Here is a 17,717-nt window from a genome sequence, read left to right on the forward strand (position 1 = left end):
AGGCACCATGCATAAAGGTCTCTACATCACCGCCACCGGCCCCATGACGGGCAAAAGCGCCATTGCCCTGGGGGCCATGCAGCTGCTCAGCCGCAGCCTGCGCAAGGTGGCCTTTTTCCGCCCCATCATCAACGAGCCCCTATGGGACGACCGCGACCCGGACATCAACCTCATGCTTGAGTACTTCAAACTCAACATGGATTACGCGGATACCTTCGCCTACACCCAGCGCGAAGCCCGCCAGATCATCAACCAGGGTTCGCGCAACCTGCTCATTGAGCACATCATCCAGAAATACAAAAAACTGCTGGAAACCCACGACTTCGTCCTCTGCGTGGGCACGGACTTTCTGGCCAAAGACCCTGTCTTTGAATTTGAGCTCAACGCCGAAATCGCCGCCAACCTGGGCTGCCCGGTCATCCTGGTCACCAGCGGCTATAACGTGAACGCCGAAGACATCCGCGAATCTCTGCAGATCACCATGGACAGCCTCAAGCCCTATGCGCTGGACGTGGTGGCCACCATCATCAACCGCCGCAACCTGAGTCAGACCGAGCTGGACGAGCTGCGCACCCAGTTCAGCACGGAGGACCGCCCGGCGCTGATCTACTCCGTGCCCAACGACCCCACCATCGGCCAGCCCACCATGCGCGACGTGAAAAAGGGCCTCAACGCCGAGGTGCTGTTCGGCGAGAACCGCCTGGACGCCCTGGTGGGCGACTACCTCATCGCCGCCATGCATGTGGACAACGTGCTGGGCTACATTGCCAAAGACCAGCTGCTGGTCACCCCCGGCGACCGCACGGACGTGCTGCTGGCGGCCATTGCCTCGCGGCTTTCCTCCTCCACGCCGGACATTGCGGGCGTGCTGCTTACCGGCGGCCTGCGCCCCTCGGAACGGGTCTGCAAGTTCATTGAAGGCTGGACCGGCTCGCCCCTGCCCATCCTCATGACCCAGGACCACACCTACAAGGCCGTGCTGGCCCTGCAAAGCATCATCGCCCCCATTGAGCCGGGCGACCTGCGCAAGATCAACACCGTGCTGGGGCTCTTTGAGCACCACGTCAACGGCAAGGAGATCACCAACCGCATCGGCGGCGAGCGCAGCAGCCGCATCACGCCCATGATGTTTGAATTTGAGCTCATTGAGCGCGCCAAGACGGACAAAATGCGCATCGTCCTGGCCGAAGGCCTGGAGGAACGCATCCTCCGCGCCACGGATATCCTGCTGCGCCGTGACGTGGCCGACATCATCCTGCTGGGCGACGTGGATAAAATCCGCGCCAAGGCCAGCACCCTGGGCCTGGACATCGCCAAGGCCACCATCATCGACCCCGTGCACTCGCCCTTGTTTGACGACTACGCCGCCACCTACTACGAGCTGCGCAAAAAGAAGGGCATCACCCCGGAGCAGGCCCGCGACACCATGACCGACGCCACCTACTTCGGCACCATGATGGTCAAGAAGGACGACGCCGACGGCATGGTTTCCGGCTCCATCAACACCACGGCCCACACCATCCGCCCGGCCTTTGAGTTCGTCAAAACCAAGCCGGGCTTCTCTGTGGTTTCCTCGGTCTTCCTCATGTGCCTCAAGGACCGCGTGCTGGCCTTCGGCGACTGCGCCGTGAACCCCAACCCCACGGCCCAGCAGCTGGCCGAAATTGCCGTGGCCTCGGCCCACACGGCCCAGGTTTTCGGCATTGAGCCGCGCGTGGCCATGCTCTCCTACTCCACGGGCACTTCCGGCAAAGGCGCGGACGTGGACGTGGTGGTGGAGGCCACCCGCATCGCCAAGGAAATGGCCCCGAATCTGGCCCTGGAAGGCCCCCTGCAGTACGACGCCGCCATCGACCCCACCGTGGCCAAGACCAAAATGCCCGACAGCAAGGTGGCCGGCCGCGCCACGGTGTTTATCTTCCCGGACCTCAATACGGGCAACAACACCTATAAGGCTGTGCAGCGCGCCGCCGGGGCCGTGGCCATCGGCCCTGTGCTTCAGGGCCTGAACAAGCCGGTCAACGACCTCTCGCGCGGCTGCACCGTGCCCGACATTGTCAATACCGTGGCCATCACCGCCGTGCAGGCCGCGGCGGAAAAAAAGGCCGCCCAAGCCTAAGCGGGCCTGCCGACGCGCCAATGCCGCCGGCAGCAAGGGGGGCCTTGCCCCCCTTGCCCACCGGCTTTTTCTCACGGCCTGAGTGCCGCAACCGGTAGGGAAGGACGCCGCCCGGCGACGCCCCTCCACGAAAAAAGGTAACTCTATGAAAGTTCTGGTCATCAACGCGGGCTCTTCGTCCTGCAAATACCAACTGCTGGAAATGGACGACCGCAGCGTGCTCTGCTCCGGCCTGGCCGAACGCATCAGTCAGGAGGGCGGCCGCCTGACCCACAAAATCGCCCCGGATACGGACAAGGAAGAAAAACTCGTCCGCGAAGCCAGCTTCCCCACCCATGTGGAAGCCATGGAGCTGGTCATCGCCCTGCTCACCGACCCGCAGAAGGGCGTGATCAAAGACAAGAGCGAAATCTACGCCATCGGCCACCGCGTGCTGCACGGCGGCGAGGCTGTGAGCCAGCCCGTGCGCGTGGACGAACGCATCAAGGGAATCATCCGGGAATGCTTCCCCCTGGGGCCCCTGCACAACCCGGCCAACCTTATGGGCATTGAAGTGGCGGAAAAGCTCTTCCCCGGCGTGCCCAACGTGGCCGTGTTTGATACGGAATTCGGCATGGGCATGCCCAAGGAAGCCTACATGTACGCCCTGCCCTACGGCCTGTACGAGGAGCTGAAGATCCGCCGCTACGGCTTCCACGGCACCTCGCACAAGTACATCGCCCACAAGACGGCGGAATACCTGGGCAAGCCCCTTAAGGATCTGCGCTCCATCACCATGCACCTGGGCAACGGCTCTTCCATGAGCTGCGTTAAGAACGGCAAGTGCTTCGACACCAGCATGGGCCTCACCCCGCTGGAAGGCCTGATCATGGGCACCCGCTGCGGCAGCATAGACCCGGCCATTGTGCCCTTTGTCATGGAGAAAAAGGGGCTCAGCCCGGCCGAGGCCGACACCCTTATGAACAAAAAGTCCGGCCTGCTGGGCCTTTGCGGCTACACGGACATGCGCGACGTGCACGCCCAGGTGGATAAAGGCGACGAGCGCGCCGCCCTGGCCCTGGCCATGCTGGTGCGCAGCATCAAAAAGACCCTCGGCGCGTATCTGGCCCTGCTGGAAGGCAAGGCGGACGCCCTGGTCTTTACCGCCGGCATAGGCGAAAACGACGACATCGTGCGCGCCCAGGTCTGCGCCGGCATGGAAGCCTTCGGCATCAAGCTGGATCAGAAGGAAAACAGCACCCGCAAGCCCGGCGCGCGCACCATTTCCGCGCCGGAAAGCCGCATCCCCGTGCTGGTCATCCCCACCAACGAAGAACTGCAGATCGCCCTGGCCACTGTGGAAGTGCTGGGCTGATCAGCGCCTTTACGGCCCGTTCCGCTGCAGGTTCCCCTGCCCCGGAACGGGCTTTTTTCTGCCTGCGCTGTTTTTTCGCTTTTCGCCCAGAGTACCCCCTGCGCGTCGCCTGAGGAGAGAAACGTCTTTTGAATAGGGATGTGGGGGGGAAGGGAAACTTTTGAGCGCTGCTGTCTTCGCCCGTAACTAGCGCTGCTGTCTTCGCCCGTAACTAGCGCTGCTGTCTTCGCCCGTAACTTCCTTCGTCGTAACGGGCTAAGCTCCTTCGTCGTAACGGGCTAAGCTCCTTCGTCGTAACGGGCTAAGCTGACCAAAAGCTTCCCCTCCCCCCCACAAAAACAATCTTCCCCTACAACACGCCCTATCCGCGCTGGAGCTGGCGGCCGGCCAGGCGTTTGCGCAGGCTTTCGGCCACGGCGGCGGGCTCCTGGGGTTTTCTGGCTATGCCGCTTGCAATGGCGGCTTTGGCGGTGGCGGCGGCCACTTGCGGGGCCACTTCGGGGTTGAGGGTGGAGGGGATGATGTATTCCGGGCTGAGTTCTTCGGGTTTGACCAGGCCGGCGATGGCCTCGGCGGCGGCGATTTTCATGGCGTCGTTGATGTCTGTGGCGCAGACGTCGAGCGCGCCGCGGAAGATGCCGGGAAAGGCCAGCACGTTGTTGATCTGGTTGGGGCAATCGGAGCGTCCGGTGGCCACCACCCTGGCCCCGGCGTCTTTGGCGCGCTGGATGGGCCAGATTTCAGGGATGGGATTAGCCTGGGCGAAGACGATGGGGTCTTTGCCCATGCTGCGGATCATGTCCTCGGTGAGGGTATCGGGGGCGGAAACGCCGATGAAGACGTCCGCGCCCTTGATGGCGTCGGCCAGGCCGCCCTTGATTTTGTTGGGATTGGTGCGGGCGGCTATGTCGTCCTTATAGGGGTTCATGCCCTCGGCGCGCCCCTGCCAGATGGGCCCGCGGGAATCGCACATGATGACGTTTTTGAGGCCCAGGGCCATGAGCAGCCTGATAATGGCGATGCCGGCCGCGCCCGCGCCGCTGGTGACCACGGTGATGTCGTCCAGCTTTTTGCCCACCAGCTTAAGGGCGTTCATGAGGCCGGCCAGGGTAACCACGGCGGTGCCGTGCTGGTCGTCGTGGAAGATGGGGCCTTTGAACACGCCGTTCTTTTTGAGGCTGTCTTCAATAACAAAGCATTCCGGGGCCTTGATGTCCTCCAGGTTCACGCCGCCGAAGGTGGGGGCCATAAGCTCCACCAGCTCCACGATTTTGGCGGTATCCTTGGTATTCACGCAGATGGGGAAGGCGTCCACGTCGCCGAAGGTCTTGAAGAGCAAGGATTTGCCTTCCATAACAGGCATGGCGGCAGCGGCCCCGATGGCGCCCAGGCCGAGCACGGCGGTGCCGTTGGAGACCACGCAGACGAAGTTGGCGTGGTTGGTGTAGACGTCAAGGGCGTCAGGATTGCGGTGGATTTCCATGCAGGGTTCGGCCACGCCCGGCGAATAGGCCAGGGTAAGGTCATCGGCGTCGCGCACGGGCGCTTTGACCCGCACCTCGATCTTGCCCTGGTATTCCTTGTGCATAGCCAGGGCTTCTTCCCGCAGATTCTTGATCCGTGACATGGCTCACTACTCCTTGAATGGTGATGGATGGAACAGGGCGCCGCGGCAAAGGCGGCAGGCCTGTGCGCCTCCCCAACGTCCGTCGCAGGGTCGGGGAGGCGCGCGCCCGGTCCGGCAAAGGCCTGCTGGGCGCGGCTCCTGGCCGCGCCCGCGGACCCGCCGGAGTGGGCTCAGGCCTTGGGGCGCTCCTCATTTGTCATATGCAGTTTGCCGTCTCGCAGCCAGTAGCGCAAGCCGTCGAGTTTTTTGAAGCTCTCAATGGTCGCGTCCAAGGCGGCGGGGTTGGGGGAACGGAAGCGGATTTTTACCTGCCGCATGCCGTTTTCCACCGTGGCGGAAAGCACGGAAATGACGCTCATGCCGTTGGCCTTGAGCACATCCAGCAGAGCGCGGATGGTGCCGGGCTGGTTGGGCACCACAAAGCCCGCTTCCTCGCCGGGCTGTTCCGCGCCGCTGATGGTGAGCAACGCATGGAAGACGTCCCAGCCGGTAAGAATGCCCACCAGCTTGTCTTCCTCATTGACCACGGGCAGGCAGGCCACATGTTTGTCAAACATGAGCTTGGCCGCCTGCTCCACGGTATTGCCGTAATAGATGGTGGTGGGGGCCACCACCATTACGTCCTTGGCCTTGGTTTCGGCAATGATGTCCATGGCCTCCAGGATTTCATAGCCCGTGGTGTGCAGGGGGGAGTAAGCCTTGAGGTCCGAGGAGGAAATAAGGCCCACTACCACCTTGTCCTTGTCCACCACGGGCAGGCGGTTGATGTGGTGGTCTCTGAGCAGCTTTTTGCACTGCAGCAGGGTGGTCTCAGGCGAAACGGTGACTACATGGGGTTTCATCCAGTCAAGAATAAGCATGGCACCCTTCCTTTGGGCGGGGGGGCCCCGCCCGGAGCAACTTGGGGTTCAGGCGCAGCGCGGCCGGGGCGGCCGCCTAGCCCTTGGCGCAACCGCAGCCGCAGCCCTGCATTTTGCGGCGCAGGCCTTCGGGCAGAATGCCCCGCACCGATTCCATAGTAACCATCCGCCGCATGATGCCCAGCTGGTCCTGCAGGGGCAGCTGCTTGGGGCACACGCTGTCGCAGGCCAGCAGGCCCATGCAGCCGAACACGCCGTTGTCGTCGCCGATAAGATCGTAGTAGTCGGCCGGGGCGCGGTTGTCGCGCGGGTCAATATAGAAGCGCGCCATGCGGTTGATGGCCGTGGCACCGATAAAGTCTTCGCGCATGCGGGCCGTGCCGCAGGCCGCCACGCAACAGCCGCATTCGATGCAGCGATCCAGCTCAAAAATTTTGGTGGCCAGATCGTTGCTCATGCGTTCTTCCTGCTCGGCGGGATCAAAAGCCTTGTTGGTGTGGATCCAGGATTCGATTTTTTTGCCCACGTTGCGGAACCAGGTGCCCGTATCCACGGAAAGGTCGCCCAGCAGCTTAAAGACCGGCAGGGGATGCAGGCTGATGTGGTCCGGCAGGTCGCAGGTCTGGGTGTGGCAGGCCAGACCGGGCCTGCCGTTGATGACCATGCCGCAGGAACCGCAGATGCCGGCGCGGCAGCAGAAATCGAACTGCAGGGAGGCGTCCTGCTTTTCGCGGATCATGTTCAAGGCGATGAAGAGCGTCATGCTGGGGTGCTCTTCCAGCTGGAAGGTCTGCATATGCGGGGTGGAATGCGGATCCAGCGGATTGTAGCGGAAGATCTCAAAGGTAAGATTGCGTCCCATTATGCTGTCCTCCCTTAGCCTTTCTGATCGTAGGGAACGACCTGGTCTTCCCTGATTTCGCCGGGTATGATCTTGCCGCCGCCGTAGCCCCGATCGCCCGGGGGCATGATGAAGAACGGCGTAGCGGGCTCATACTTGAGCGTGGGCAGACTGTCGCCTTCCTTCCAGTAGGCCAGGGTGCGCACCAGCCAGTCTTTGTCGTTGCGCTCTGGGTAGTCCTCGCGGGCGTGCGCGCCGCGGCTTTCAGTGCGCATAAGCGCGCCGTAGGCCGTGCAGAGGGCCAGCTTGAGCATGCCCGGCACCCGCAGGGCCATGGAAAGCTCGGCGTTGGGCCCAGGGATGTTGCCGCTGACCAGACGCATGTTTTTGCAGCGTTCCAGAAGCTCCTGGAGCTTGTCCACGCCTTCCTGCAAATCCTTGCCGTTGCGGAAGATGCCCACATGCTCCATCATCACGTCCTGCATGGCGTTGCGCAAGGTGTAACAGTCGTCGCCCGCGCCGCGCAACAGCGCCGCAATGCGGTCCTGCACCCTGGTCGTGCCTTCCTTCATGGCGGCGGTGGAGAACACCGTCTCGTAGCCTTCCAGAAATTCCACCAGTTTTTTGCCCACAATGCGGCCGGAGACCACGGTCTCCGCCAGGGAGTTGCCGCCCAGGCGGTTAAAGCCGTGCATATCCCAGCAGGCGGCCTCGCCGGCGCTGAAAAGCCCCTTGAGGCCGTAGGCGTGGCCGTCTTTGTTGATGCGCACGCCGCCCATGCTGTAGTGGTGGGTGGGCCGCACGGGGATGAGCTGGTGGATGGGGTTCACGCCCAGGAAGTGAGTGCAGATGTCGTAAACTTCCCGCAGGTTGGTGGTGATGTGCTTTTTGCCCAGGTGGCGGATGTCCAGCCAGAGGTGCTCACCGTAGGGGCTTTTGACGCCGTAGCCCTTGCGCATGTGCTCGGTCATGCGGCGGGAGACCACGTCGCGCGAGGCCAGCTCGGCCTTTTCGGGTTCGTAGTCGGGCATGAAGCGGTATTCGTTCACGTCCAGCAGGGTGCCGCCGTCGCCGCGGCAGCCTTCGGTCACCAGGATATCCGTGGGCACCGTGCCCGTGGGGTGGAACTGCACGGCCTCCATGTTGCCCAGGGGCACCAGGCCGGTTTCCAGGGCAGTGATCTGGCCGCCGCCGTCGCAGATGACCGCATTGGTGGTGGCCCGATAGATGCGCCCGTAGCCGCCCGTGGCGATGAGCGTGGCTTTGGCAAAGTAGCCCGTGAGCTCGCCGGTGCGCAGGTCGCGGGCCACGCAGCCCATGCAGTGCTCGCCGTTGTGAACCAGAACCTCGGCCTGCATGCGGTCGTGCACTTCCACGCCCAGCTGCAGCAGGCGGTTGTCCAGGGTAAAGAGCACGGCGTGGCCGGTGCCGTCCGAGGTATAGCAGGTGCGCCACTTGGCCGTGCCGCCGAAGGCGCGGGAGTGGATCAGGCCTTCGTTTTCCTTCTTTTCCGTAGCCTGAAAGGGCTTGCCGCCCTTAAAGTAGGTGTGTTCGCCCGGCACCACGCGGCTCCAGGGCACGCCCATCCAGGCCATTTCGCGCATGGCGATGGGCGCGGTTTCGGCAAAAAGGCGGGCCACCTCCTGGTCGCAGCCCCAGTCCGAGCCCTTGACGGTATCGGCAAAATGGATCTGCGAGCAATCGCCGTCGCCCATGATGGAATTGCCCAGGGCCGCCTGCATGCCGCCCATGGCCGCCGAAGAGTGCGAGCGCTTGGGCGGCACCACCGAAAGACAGATGACCCGGAATCCGGCCTGGGCGGCCTCCACGGCCACGCGCTCTCCGGCAAGGCCGGCTCCGATGCACAGAACGTCGCTTTCAAAAATACGCATGCGGCACCCCCCCTATCCCTGGAACCAGGCGCGGGTCAGGGCCAGCGCGCCGAGCAACAGATAACATGCCATGACAATCCAGGTCCATTTGCGCCACCGCGGCTTCGTGCTCTTGGTGCAGATGCCGAACTTCACGGCGATGCGGTAGACGCCGATGCCCGTATGCAGGATGACGCAGGGCAAAAAGACCACATAGAAGGCCAGCCAGCCGTTGTGCAGGCGCTTGGCGCTGCCCGCCACGTTGATGGGCAGATCCGTCATGACGGTGTACACATGGTAGAATGCGCCCAGCAGGATGACGATGGCCGTAAAGACCTGCACCAGCCACAACCAGGTGTCAAAATCCTTCAGGCTTTTGCTGTGCTGCACAAAAATGCCCAGCTCATGCGCGCGGAAGGGCATTTTGCGGGCCGCGATATAAAAATGGAACACGATGAGCAAAAGCACGATGGGGGCGGCCAGCTGCGCAAGCCAGGTAACCTCCAGAAGCCAGGCAATGCCGTTGGTCAGGGCCGGGCTGATCACCACGGTGCCCTCCAGCACCAGGTGAACGCACACGAACAGGGCCAGAAGCGCGCCTGAGGCGGCCTGCCAGAAATCCAGGCGCGTCTTGCCCTCAAGGGGAACTCTGCTCGAAGCCATAGCAACTCCTTCTGCAAAGGGTGGGTTGGAAGCAGTCATTATGTGGTAACCGCCTTGGCTATAAGTGCCGGTAAGGGGCCTGGCCGGTGGCGTAATAGTCGTCGCCCGTGCTGTCGATAACTACGATGGCCGGGAAGTCTTCCACCTCCATGGCGGCCACGGCTTCGGGGCCGAGGTCCGGGTAGGCCAGCACGGTGTATTTTTTGACGGAGCGCGCAATGAGCGCGCCCGCCCCGCCCACGGCCGCCAGATAAGGCACGCCGTGCTTCTTCATGGCCTCCACCACTTTTTCGTTGCGGTAGCCCTTGCCGATCATGCCCTTGAGGCCCTGATCCAGCAGGCGGGGGGTATAGGCGTCCATGCGGCCGGAGGTGGTGGGCCCGGCGGCCCCGATGGCGTGGCCGGGCCGGGCCGGGCTCGGCCCTACATAATAGACCACCGCGCCCTTGAGATCCACGGGCAGGGGCTCACCCTTGTCCAGAGTCTCCACCAGGCGCTTGTGGGCCGCGTCGCGCGCGGCCAGGATGGTGCCCGAAATGAGCACCCTGTCCCCAGCGCGCAGGGAACGGGCCGTGGCCTCGTCAAAAGGCGCGCGGATTTTTTTTACGGTGTCGGACATGGCGGCCTCCTACAGCACAACTTCGGCGTGGCGCGCCGCGTGGCAATTGATATTGACGGCCACCGGCAGGGAAGCGATGTGGGTGGGGGCCCACTCCACATGCACCTTAAGGGCCGTGGTCGCCCCGCCCAGGCCCTGCGGGCCCACGCCGGTCTTGTTGATCATCTCCAGCAGCTCGTCCTCAAAGGCCGCGTAGCGCGGGTCGGGGTTGCGGCTCTCCAGATCGCGCGCGGCCGCGCGCTTGGCGCAGATGGCGGCCAGCTCCATGGTGCCGCCCAGGCCCACGCCCACCACCAGGGGCGGACAGGAATTGGGGCCCGCCGCCAGGATGGCCTCCAGCACCACCTTGCGCACGCCTTCTATGCCGTCCGCGGGCACCAGCATTTTGAGCACGCTTTTGTTTTCCGATCCGGCTCCCTTGGGGGCCAGCCGCAGGCGCAGACCGTCGCCAGGCACCAGCCGGGTATGGAGCACAGCCGGGGCGTTGTCCCCGGTGTTTTTGCGCTCAAAAAGCGGCTCCGCCACACAGGACTTGCGCAAATAGCCGTCCACATACCCCCGGCGCACGCCCTCGTTAACGGCGTCCTCAAAAGCGCCGCCCACGATGTGCACCTCCTGCCCCACCTCGGCGAAGACCACGGCCAGGCCCGTATCCTGGCAAAGGGGCACTTCGCCCTGGGCGGCGATGGCCGCGTTTTCCAGCAGCTGATCCAGAATGTTGCGGCCCACGGGCGAGGGTTCGGCCTCGCGGGCCCTGCGCATGGCCGCCGTCATGTCCGCGGGCAGGCGGTAGCAGGCCTCCACGGCCAGCTGCGCCACGGCCCGCGCAATGTCTTCGTACTGAATTTCCTTCATAACCTTGCCTCGATGTTCCGGTTGTCGCGCCGTCCTGCCGCCGCAGCCGCGGCGGCCGCGCCCTTTATAACCACGGACCTAGTGGAAAGGCCAGATAAGCGGAATGAGCAGCCAGCACATGAGCAGGCTGATAACCTGCAGCAGCCAGCCCGCTTTGACGTAGTCCATAAAGGAATACCGGCCGGGGCCCAGCACGATGGTGTTGGGCGGCGTGGCAATGGGCGTGAGGAAGCAGCAGGAGGCGGACATGGCAATGCCCATGGCGATGGGCAGGGGGGAGATGCCGCTGCCCATGGCGATGGGCAGGGCCAGCGGGGCCATAAGGGCCGCCGTGGCCGTGTTGGACATAAAATTGGTGATGATGGCCGTGAGCGCGCAACAGACCAGCATGAGCATCCAGGGGTCGTGCACCAGACTGACCACGGCGTTGGCCACAATGGCCGCCGCGCCGGACTTGTCCATGGCCGCGGACATGGAAAGCATGCCCGCAAACAGGAAGATAGTGGTCCAGTCCACGCTGCGGAAGGCCTCGCGCATGGTCATGCAGCCCGTGATGATCATCAGGCAGGCCCCCAGCATGGCCGCCGTGGTCAGGGGCATCAGCTCGCTGGCCATCATGACGACCACAAAGGCAAAGATGATCATGGCGTGCCACATTTTGTTCTCGCGCCGGTGCTGGGCGCTTTCGGTCACCACGTCGTCGTCCACCGGGGCCACGTCGGGCAGGAAGCGGTGGCCGAGGAGACCGTAATAAACCAAGCCGGCCACCAGCAGGGGCACGCCGATAAGGCCGAACTCAAAAAAGCCGAAAGGCGTCTGGCCGGTCTGGGCCAGCATGGAGTTGATAATGCCGTTGGGCGGCGTGCCCACCAGAGAAACCGTGCCGCCCAGGGAAGCTGCAAAAGCCACGGGCATAAGCACCTTGCCGGGGGCCAGCTTGGCCTTGAGGCACATGCCCATGATCATGGGCACGGCCACCACGGTGGTGCCGGTGTTGGACAGCACGGTGGAAAGCAGGCCCACCGCGGCCATGGCGTAAACCAGCAGCTTGATGGGGCTGCCTTTGGAGAGCTTCACCGCCAGCGCGCCCACCTTATCCGCAAAGCCGGTGATAAAGGTGGCCTCGCCCACGATGAACATGGCCATGAACAGCACCACCGTGGGATTGCCGAAGTAGCTGAAGGCCACTTTAGAGGTAATGACATGGGTAAGAGAGAGGGCGATGGGCACCAGCAGCGCGGTGACGGGCAGCGGCACTACCTCGGTAAAGAACATGACGGCCGCCACGAACAGAATGCCCAGGGTGATGTAGGCTTTTGTGGGATCATCCGGCAGCTTGATGCCCAGCTGCTGGGCGGCGAACACGTCCTGCCCTGCCAGGAGCACCGCCATAACCACAACCACCGCCAGTAAGAAGGACCGTTTCATCCGTCAACCTCCAAGGGGAAATAGAGTTGATGGTGTCTCCATAAAGTCCGCAACGGATTTTTGCGGCACGCGAGAGACGCAGAAAACTTAAGACGGCAAACTTGCCGAATACATGACACTATCTCTGCGTTGATGCAATAGGTTTCCGTTGAGCGATTGAACAGTTTTATATTTTTTTCAAAGATTCCAATATAAACGTTGAAAAAATTTTTTTGCAGCAATATGTACAAAAAATCACAATATGTAAGAAAAAACTTGGCATTTCCATTTGTTTTTGGCATAGTATAAAATGAGATACATTGTGAATTATTTATCACGATGTATACATATAAAGACCACTTCTGCTATGGCGCTGGGCCACAGCCTTGGCGTCAGACAAGTGCGCTCCGACCATACCAGTAATAGATACTCACAACGGAGACACAACATCTTTGCGTCCGACGGCGGATCCTGCTATGTGTGGCAGAAACGTTACGGCACAGGCCCGTCGGCGCGCGGCCCCGGCACAGGGGCGGCGCTCTCGCCCGGCTCCGCCGCCCTGCCCCCCGGCGGGCAGCCCCCCGCAACCTCAGCCCCAACGGAGTAGGTATGCAATTTTCCAACATCCTCGTCCCGGTAGACGGCTCGGAGGACGCCCTGTTCGCCTGCCGCGTGGCGGAGCAGCTCACCGCCGCCATCCCCGGCAAGGAAACCGTTACCCTGCTGTACTGCGTGGAGCCCATCCCCGCCCTCATCGGCGGCGCGCAACGCGCGGAACTGGAAGAAGAACACGCTAGGGAAAGCGGCAGAATCTTTGACGCCGCCCGCAACGTGCTGCAACACAGCGACCTGAACATCGTCACCGCCTTCCGCTACGGCGAAACGGCCCAGACTATCGCAGACGCAGCCGAAGAACTGGGCTGCGGCCTGATCATCATGGGCACCCGCGGCCGGGGCGAACTCAAAAGCCTGGCCCTGGGCAGCGTAAGCCACGAGGTGCTGCACAAGGCCACGGTGCCCGTACTGCTGGCCAACAAAACCCACCTGCAAGGCAAGAAGCAATGACCGCCCCTCTCCAGGCGGCCCATCCAACCCCAACTGCTGGAGCCCCCATGTCAAAACTGCCGTTTTTTCTCACCGTGCCCGCCGCTGTGCTTGGCTTGCCCGCGGCTGCCCTGGCGGCCCAGGGGCACCCCACCGTCCCCGGAGCGGAACTGGCCGTTTACTGGGCCATCCCTTTTGCCTGCATGCTGCTTTCCATCGCCCTCATGCCCCTGCTGGCCCCGCACTTTTGGGAGCACCATTTCGGCAAAATATCCCTGTTCTGGGGCCTGGCCTTCCTGGTCCCCTGCGCCCTGGTTTACGGCTTTTCCACAGCGCTCTATGAATTTTTGCACATTATCCTTCTGGATTATATTCCCTTTATTATCCTGCTGTTCACCCTCTTTACCGTAGCCGGGGGCGTGCGCCTTAAGGGCTCGCTCACCGGCACGCCCCTGGTGAACACGGGCCTCCTGGCCGTGGGCACCGTGCTGGCCAGCTGGATGGGCACCACCGGCGCGGCCATGCTGCTGATCCGCCCCCTGCTCCGGGCCAACGCCCACCGCCGCTACAAGGCGCACAGCGTGGTCTTTTTTATTTTTCTGGTGGCCAATATCGGCGGATCCCTCACCCCGCTGGGCGACCCGCCGCTTTTTCTGGGCTTTCTGAAGGGCGTCAGCTTTTTCTGGACCACCACCAACCTTTTTCTGAAAACTGCGCTCATGTCGGCCATTCTCATCTGTCTTTACCTGGGCCTGGATACGGCCCTCTACGCCAAGGAAGGCAAGCCCCGCCCTGCCCCTGAAGACCGCGGCAACGGCGAAAAACTCGGCCTGGACGGCAAGATCAACCTGCTCTTCCTGCTGGGCGTGGTGCTGGTGGTGCTGGCCTCCGGCCTCTGCCCCCTGGGCGTGCTGTTTGAAGTCTACGGCGTGCCCGTGGAAGGCCAGAACCTGCTGCGCGACGTGCTGCTGCTCTGCCTTGCCGGGCTCTCCCTGCGCTTTACCGCCAAAGAATGCCGCAAGCTCAACGACTTTACCTGGGCCCCCATTGAAGAAGTGGCCAAGCTCTTTCTCGGCATCTTCCTCAGCATGATTCCGGCCATCGCCATCCTGCGGGCCGGCACAAACGGCGCGCTGGCCGGGCTCATCCAGCTCGTGACCACGGCGGACGGCCAGCCCAACAACGCCATGTACTTCTGGCTCACGGGCGCGCTCTCCAGCTTCCTGGACAACGCCCCCACCTACCTGGTCTTCTTTAATACCGCAGGCGGCGACCCCGTGCACCTTATGAACGACATCCCCGCCACCCTGGCCGCCATCTCGGCCGGCGCGGTCTTTATGGGGGCCAATACCTACATCGGCAACGCCCCCAACTTTATGGTCCGCTCCATTGCCGAAAACCAGGGCGTGCGCATGCCCAGCTTCTTCGGCTATATGGCCTGGTCCGTCGGCATCCTGATCCCCTCGTTCTTGCTGATCACCTGGCTGTTCTTTTAAGGCCTTTTACCCTTGAAACGCCCTGGCGGCCGCATGAGCAGCCGCCAGGGCATGCTCCGGAATGCGCTCTTGCCCCTGGGAACCCCGCCTTCTCAGGGGCAAGAGGCCCCCAAAAACACGCGCAGGGGGCGAAACAGCCATTGCGCACAACTGCGGACAAGGTTATCCTGACGGACTACACTTTTATTTACAGGAAAATCATGACCGCATCTTTTGAAGACCTGGGCTTGTCCCAGGATTTGCTCAGCGCCGTAAAAGAACTGGGCTTTGAAGAGCCCTCCCCCATCCAGCTTCTGGCCATCCCCCCCCTGCTGGAAGGCTGCGACGCCGTGGGGCAGGCCCAGACCGGCACCGGCAAAACCGCCGCCTTCGGCCTGCCGCTGCTGGAAAAACTTGTTCCGGAAAAAATCGTGCAGGCCCTGGTGCTGTGCCCGACGCGCGAGCTGACCATTCAGGTGGCCACGGAACTTATCCGCCTGGCCGCAAAAAAACGCGGCGTTTCCATTTTGCCCATTTACGGCGGCCAATCCATTGAACGACAATTCCGGGCGCTGGAAAAAGGCGTGCAGGTGGTCGTCGGCACACCGGGCAGGCTTCTTGATCACCTGCGGCGCGGCACGCTGCGGCTTTCGGCGGTAGCCATGACCGTACTGGACGAAGCCGACGAAATGCTGGACATGGGCTTTCGCGAAGATATCGAAACCATTCTTGAGCAAACCCCGGCCCTCTGTCAGCGCGTGCTGTTTTCCGCCACCATGCCGCCGCCCATCCGCGAGCTGAGCAAGCGCTTTCTGCGCGATCCCCAGATGCTGACCATCACGCACAAAATGCTGACCACCCCCGCCATTGCGCAGGTCTACTATGAGGTGCGCCCGTACCAGAAAGTAGACGCGCTGTGCCGCGTTCTGGATTCCCAGGGCTTTCGCAAAGCCCTGGTTTTCTGCTCCACCAAGCGCAGCGTGGATGAGGTAAGCACGCATTTGCAGCAGCGCGGCTACCAGGCCGACGCCCTGCACGGCGATCTGGCCCAGGCGCAGCGGGACCGGGTGATGCAGCGTTTTCGCACGGAAGGCGTCGATATCCTGGTGGCCACCGACGTGGCCGCCAGAGGCATAGACGTGGACGATGTGGACGCCGTGATCAATTACGACATGCCGCATGACGTGGAAAAATATGTGCACCGCATCGGCCGCACCGGCAGAGCAGGCAGGGACGGCAAGGCTTTTACCTTTGTGACGGTGCGCGACCGCTGTAAACTGCGCGACATTATCCGCTACACCGGGGCGCGCATCACACAGGGACGGCTGCCCACCCTGCAGGATGTGGACAATCTGCGCCTGACGCGGCTGCTGGAAGAAGTGCTGCACGCCGTTAAGGAAGATCCGCTGGAACGCTGGCTGGCGGTGCTGGAAAATTTTACGGCCGAGCACTTTCCCCAGGGCGAGGCCGCCCACCGGGAGATTTCCGCGGCGCTGCTCAAACTGCTGCTGCAAAAGACCTTTGGCGACCAGAACGCCGCCGGGGAAGATATTTTTGCAGAGCCGCGCAGCGCGAGGCGGCCAAACGACGTTCAGGACAGGGAGGACAGGCCCGAGGGCAAGCGGCAGCGCGGGCCCAGAAACGCCGGCCCCATGCGCAAGCTGCAACTGAATGTGGGCCATGCCCATAGGGTTGCCCCCGGCCAGGTGGTGGGCGCCATTACGGGGGAGTGCGGCATCCCCAGCAGCGCCATCGGCGCCATCAGCATTCAGCCGCACTGCAGTTTGGTGGAGATCGCTGAAGACGTTGCCGACGACGTCCTGGCGGTGCTGCAAAAGGGTGTTTTTATCTGCGGAATACGGGTAACGGCCAGGGCGGACTCCGGCAAGGGGACCATGACGCCGACGCGCAAACGCTTTGCCGGAGCGCGCCGCCAGCACCCGGGAAAATTCGGCAAAAAAATGCGGACCGGCAAGGAAGCGACAAGGGACGAAAAGACCCCGCGGCAGTAGCGCTTAACGCCGTTGCGCTTAACGCCGGGGGCAAAAGCCCGCCTGTACGCAGAAGTGGGTTCTCTTCTTCCAGAACGACACGGATCTTAAACTCGGCGGTGAACTTCCGTCTCAATTGGGACATAAAAACCTTTTGCGGCTTCTTACGTCCACCTTAGCCCCTGGTCCGGTTTGCCGAAACCACTTCTGTGCCCCCGTGTCGGCCGGTCCTGTCCTTGACAATAAGTATATTTTTTATGCCATATCGGCATGAAATTTGAGTATGACCCGGCCAAGAGTGCGGCCAACAAAATAGCACGGCCTCGACTTTGAAGAGGCCAAGGCCCTGTGGCAGGATGAAACCTGCGGGAGGCGACGTGCTGCGCTCAGGCGAGCCGCGCTTCCTGGTTATCGGCATGATCAAGGGCAAAATATGGACCGGGGTTATCACACCGGGGCGAGGCCGTGCGCATCATTTCCGTGCGCGAGCCCGCAAGGAAGAGGTGGAACACTATGGCTCGCGAACATATTTCAGCAGAAGAGTTCGACCGCCGCTTTGACGCGGGTGAAGACATTTCCGCGCATGTGGACTGGGCGGCCGCCCGCAGGCCCAACAGGCAGATGCAGCGCGTAAACGTGGACTTTCCCACCTGGATGGTGGAAGCGCTGGGCACAGAGAAAGCCCCTCCTCCTGGTAGATTCTTTCTGTCCGCTTATGGTTCCGCACCAGGCCCTCACGCCGCAGTAATTCATGCAGGCGAGGGGAACCGAAGCGCCGCCGCTCTTCCGCCAGCTCCCGCAAGCGGGTACGCAAACGCAGATCGCGATCCTCGGGTGGCGGCCGCCTGGCGGAACAGCGGTTCAACTGGATCCTCGGCAGGCCCGCCGCTCTGAGAGGCCGTGTTGCACCTGGATATAGCGCACGGCTTCCCTCTGGGCTGCGGGCTTCAGAAGTTTTTTGAGAGCACGTCCTTCAGGACGACAATATCCA

Annotated in this window: 13 protein-coding genes and 2 pseudogenes; 6 read left to right on the forward strand and 9 right to left on the reverse strand. The window is 62.5% G+C overall.

The window, feature by feature from the left end; all coding sequences use genetic code 11:
- Window positions 1-7 precede the first annotated feature (7 nt).
- Together pta and BLS55_RS08030 are read left to right on the forward strand one after the other, a co-directional pair.
- Window positions 8-2,119, forward strand: a complete 2,112-nt coding sequence (pta, locus tag BLS55_RS08025; RefSeq protein WP_092154122.1) for a phosphate acetyltransferase — start codon at window positions 8-10, stop codon at window positions 2,117-2,119.
- 145 nt (window positions 2,120-2,264) lie between these two features.
- A complete protein-coding gene (locus BLS55_RS08030) occupies window positions 2,265-3,473 on the forward strand; it encodes an acetate kinase (protein ID WP_092154124.1) in 1,209 nt (402 codons plus the stop codon).
- A gap of 361 nt (window positions 3,474-3,834) precedes the next feature.
- Here the strand turns inward: BLS55_RS08030 and BLS55_RS08035 are convergent, their stop codons facing one another.
- The 8 genes from BLS55_RS08035 to BLS55_RS08070 form a co-directional block, all read right to left on the reverse strand.
- Window positions 3,835-5,100, reverse strand: coding sequence for an NAD(P)-dependent malic enzyme (locus BLS55_RS08035; RefSeq protein ID WP_092154126.1), 1,266 nt, complete (start codon window positions 5,098-5,100; stop codon window positions 3,835-3,837).
- Between the two features lie 170 nt (window positions 5,101-5,270).
- Window positions 5,271-5,960, reverse strand: a complete 690-nt coding sequence (locus BLS55_RS08040; protein WP_092154128.1) for a CBS and ACT domain-containing protein — start codon at window positions 5,958-5,960, stop codon at window positions 5,271-5,273.
- Window positions 5,961-6,036: 76 nt separating this feature from the next.
- The gene (locus BLS55_RS08045; protein ID WP_092154129.1) at window positions 6,037-6,822 is read right to left on the reverse strand and encodes a fumarate reductase iron-sulfur subunit; all 786 of its coding nucleotides are present in this window, start codon (window positions 6,820-6,822) and stop codon (window positions 6,037-6,039) included.
- Window positions 6,823-6,836: 14 nt separating this feature from the next.
- The gene (locus BLS55_RS08050; RefSeq protein ID WP_092154131.1) at window positions 6,837-8,693 is read right to left on the reverse strand and encodes a fumarate reductase flavoprotein subunit; all 1,857 of its coding nucleotides are present in this window, start codon (window positions 8,691-8,693) and stop codon (window positions 6,837-6,839) included.
- Between the two features lie 12 nt (window positions 8,694-8,705).
- Entirely contained in the window at window positions 8,706-9,335 is a 630-nt protein-coding gene (locus tag BLS55_RS08055) for a succinate dehydrogenase/fumarate reductase transmembrane subunit (protein ID WP_092154133.1), read from the reverse strand.
- A 58-nt stretch (window positions 9,336-9,393) separates the two neighbouring features.
- Window positions 9,394-9,954, reverse strand: a complete 561-nt coding sequence (locus BLS55_RS08060) for a Fe-S-containing hydro-lyase (protein ID WP_092154135.1) — start codon at window positions 9,952-9,954, stop codon at window positions 9,394-9,396.
- A gap of 9 nt (window positions 9,955-9,963) precedes the next feature.
- Complete coding sequence (locus BLS55_RS08065) at window positions 9,964-10,809, reverse strand: fumarate hydratase (RefSeq protein ID WP_092154137.1); 846 nt, start codon at window positions 10,807-10,809, stop codon at window positions 9,964-9,966.
- A gap of 78 nt (window positions 10,810-10,887) precedes the next feature.
- Window positions 10,888-12,237 (reverse strand): SLC13 family permease, encoded by a 1,350-nt coding sequence (locus BLS55_RS08070; RefSeq protein WP_092154139.1) that lies wholly within the window; start codon window positions 12,235-12,237, stop codon window positions 10,888-10,890.
- Window positions 12,238-12,825: 588 nt separating this feature from the next.
- Here BLS55_RS08070 and BLS55_RS08075 point away from each other — a divergent pair.
- The 4 genes and pseudogenes from BLS55_RS08075 to BLS55_RS12400 form a co-directional block, all read left to right on the forward strand.
- A complete protein-coding gene (locus BLS55_RS08075) occupies window positions 12,826-13,281 on the forward strand; it encodes a universal stress protein (protein WP_092154140.1) in 456 nt (151 codons plus the stop codon).
- A gap of 47 nt (window positions 13,282-13,328) precedes the next feature.
- Complete coding sequence (locus BLS55_RS08080) at window positions 13,329-14,756, forward strand: sodium:proton antiporter (protein WP_092154142.1); 1,428 nt, start codon at window positions 13,329-13,331, stop codon at window positions 14,754-14,756.
- A 200-nt stretch (window positions 14,757-14,956) separates the two neighbouring features.
- Window positions 14,957-16,747 carry a DEAD/DEAH box helicase gene (locus tag BLS55_RS08085; protein WP_092154156.1) on the forward strand — a complete coding sequence of 597 codons (1,791 nt, stop codon included), beginning with the start codon at window positions 14,957-14,959 and terminating at the stop codon, window positions 16,745-16,747.
- A gap of 492 nt (window positions 16,748-17,239) precedes the next feature.
- Window positions 17,240-17,344: pseudogene (locus BLS55_RS12400) on the forward strand (type II toxin-antitoxin system BrnA family antitoxin); the annotation flags it as partial.
- A 55-nt stretch (window positions 17,345-17,399) separates the two neighbouring features.
- On the opposite strand, the pseudogene BLS55_RS12315 reads toward BLS55_RS12400, so the two are convergent.
- Window positions 17,400-17,717 (reverse strand): annotated as a pseudogene (locus BLS55_RS12315) (IS3 family transposase); the annotation flags it as partial.

It is taken from the genome of Desulfovibrio legallii (genome assembly GCF_900102485.1).
GTDB lineage: Bacteria > Desulfobacterota > Desulfovibrionia > Desulfovibrionales > Desulfovibrionaceae > Desulfovibrio > Desulfovibrio legallii_A.

What these genes read in the sequence shown, in the direction of transcription:
- pta (WP_092154122.1), top strand. Translation starts at nt 8, where the DNA reads ATGCATAAAGGTCTCTACATCACCGCCACCGGCCCCATGACGGGCAAA.
- BLS55_RS08030 (WP_092154124.1), top strand. Translation starts at nt 2,265, where the DNA reads ATGAAAGTTCTGGTCATCAACGCGGGCTCTTCGTCCTGCAAATACCAA.
- BLS55_RS08035 (WP_092154126.1), bottom strand. Translation starts at nt 5,100, where the DNA reads ATGTCACGGATCAAGAATCTGCGGGAAGAAGCCCTGGCTATGCACAAG.
- BLS55_RS08040 (WP_092154128.1), bottom strand. Translation starts at nt 5,960, where the DNA reads ATGCTTATTCTTGACTGGATGAAACCCCATGTAGTCACCGTTTCGCCT.
- BLS55_RS08045 (WP_092154129.1), bottom strand. Translation starts at nt 6,822, where the DNA reads ATGGGACGCAATCTTACCTTTGAGATCTTCCGCTACAATCCGCTGGAT.
- BLS55_RS08050 (WP_092154131.1), bottom strand. Translation starts at nt 8,693, where the DNA reads ATGCGTATTTTTGAAAGCGACGTTCTGTGCATCGGAGCCGGCCTTGCC.
- BLS55_RS08055 (WP_092154133.1), bottom strand. Translation starts at nt 9,335, where the DNA reads ATGGCTTCGAGCAGAGTTCCCCTTGAGGGCAAGACGCGCCTGGATTTC.
- BLS55_RS08060 (WP_092154135.1), bottom strand. Translation starts at nt 9,954, where the DNA reads ATGTCCGACACCGTAAAAAAAATCCGCGCGCCTTTTGACGAGGCCACG.
- BLS55_RS08065 (WP_092154137.1), bottom strand. Translation starts at nt 10,809, where the DNA reads ATGAAGGAAATTCAGTACGAAGACATTGCGCGGGCCGTGGCGCAGCTG.
- BLS55_RS08070 (WP_092154139.1), bottom strand. Translation starts at nt 12,237, where the DNA reads ATGAAACGGTCCTTCTTACTGGCGGTGGTTGTGGTTATGGCGGTGCTC.
- BLS55_RS08075 (WP_092154140.1), top strand. Translation starts at nt 12,826, where the DNA reads ATGCAATTTTCCAACATCCTCGTCCCGGTAGACGGCTCGGAGGACGCC.
- BLS55_RS08080 (WP_092154142.1), top strand. Translation starts at nt 13,329, where the DNA reads ATGTCAAAACTGCCGTTTTTTCTCACCGTGCCCGCCGCTGTGCTTGGC.
- BLS55_RS08085 (WP_092154156.1), top strand. Translation starts at nt 14,957, where the DNA reads ATGACCGCATCTTTTGAAGACCTGGGCTTGTCCCAGGATTTGCTCAGC.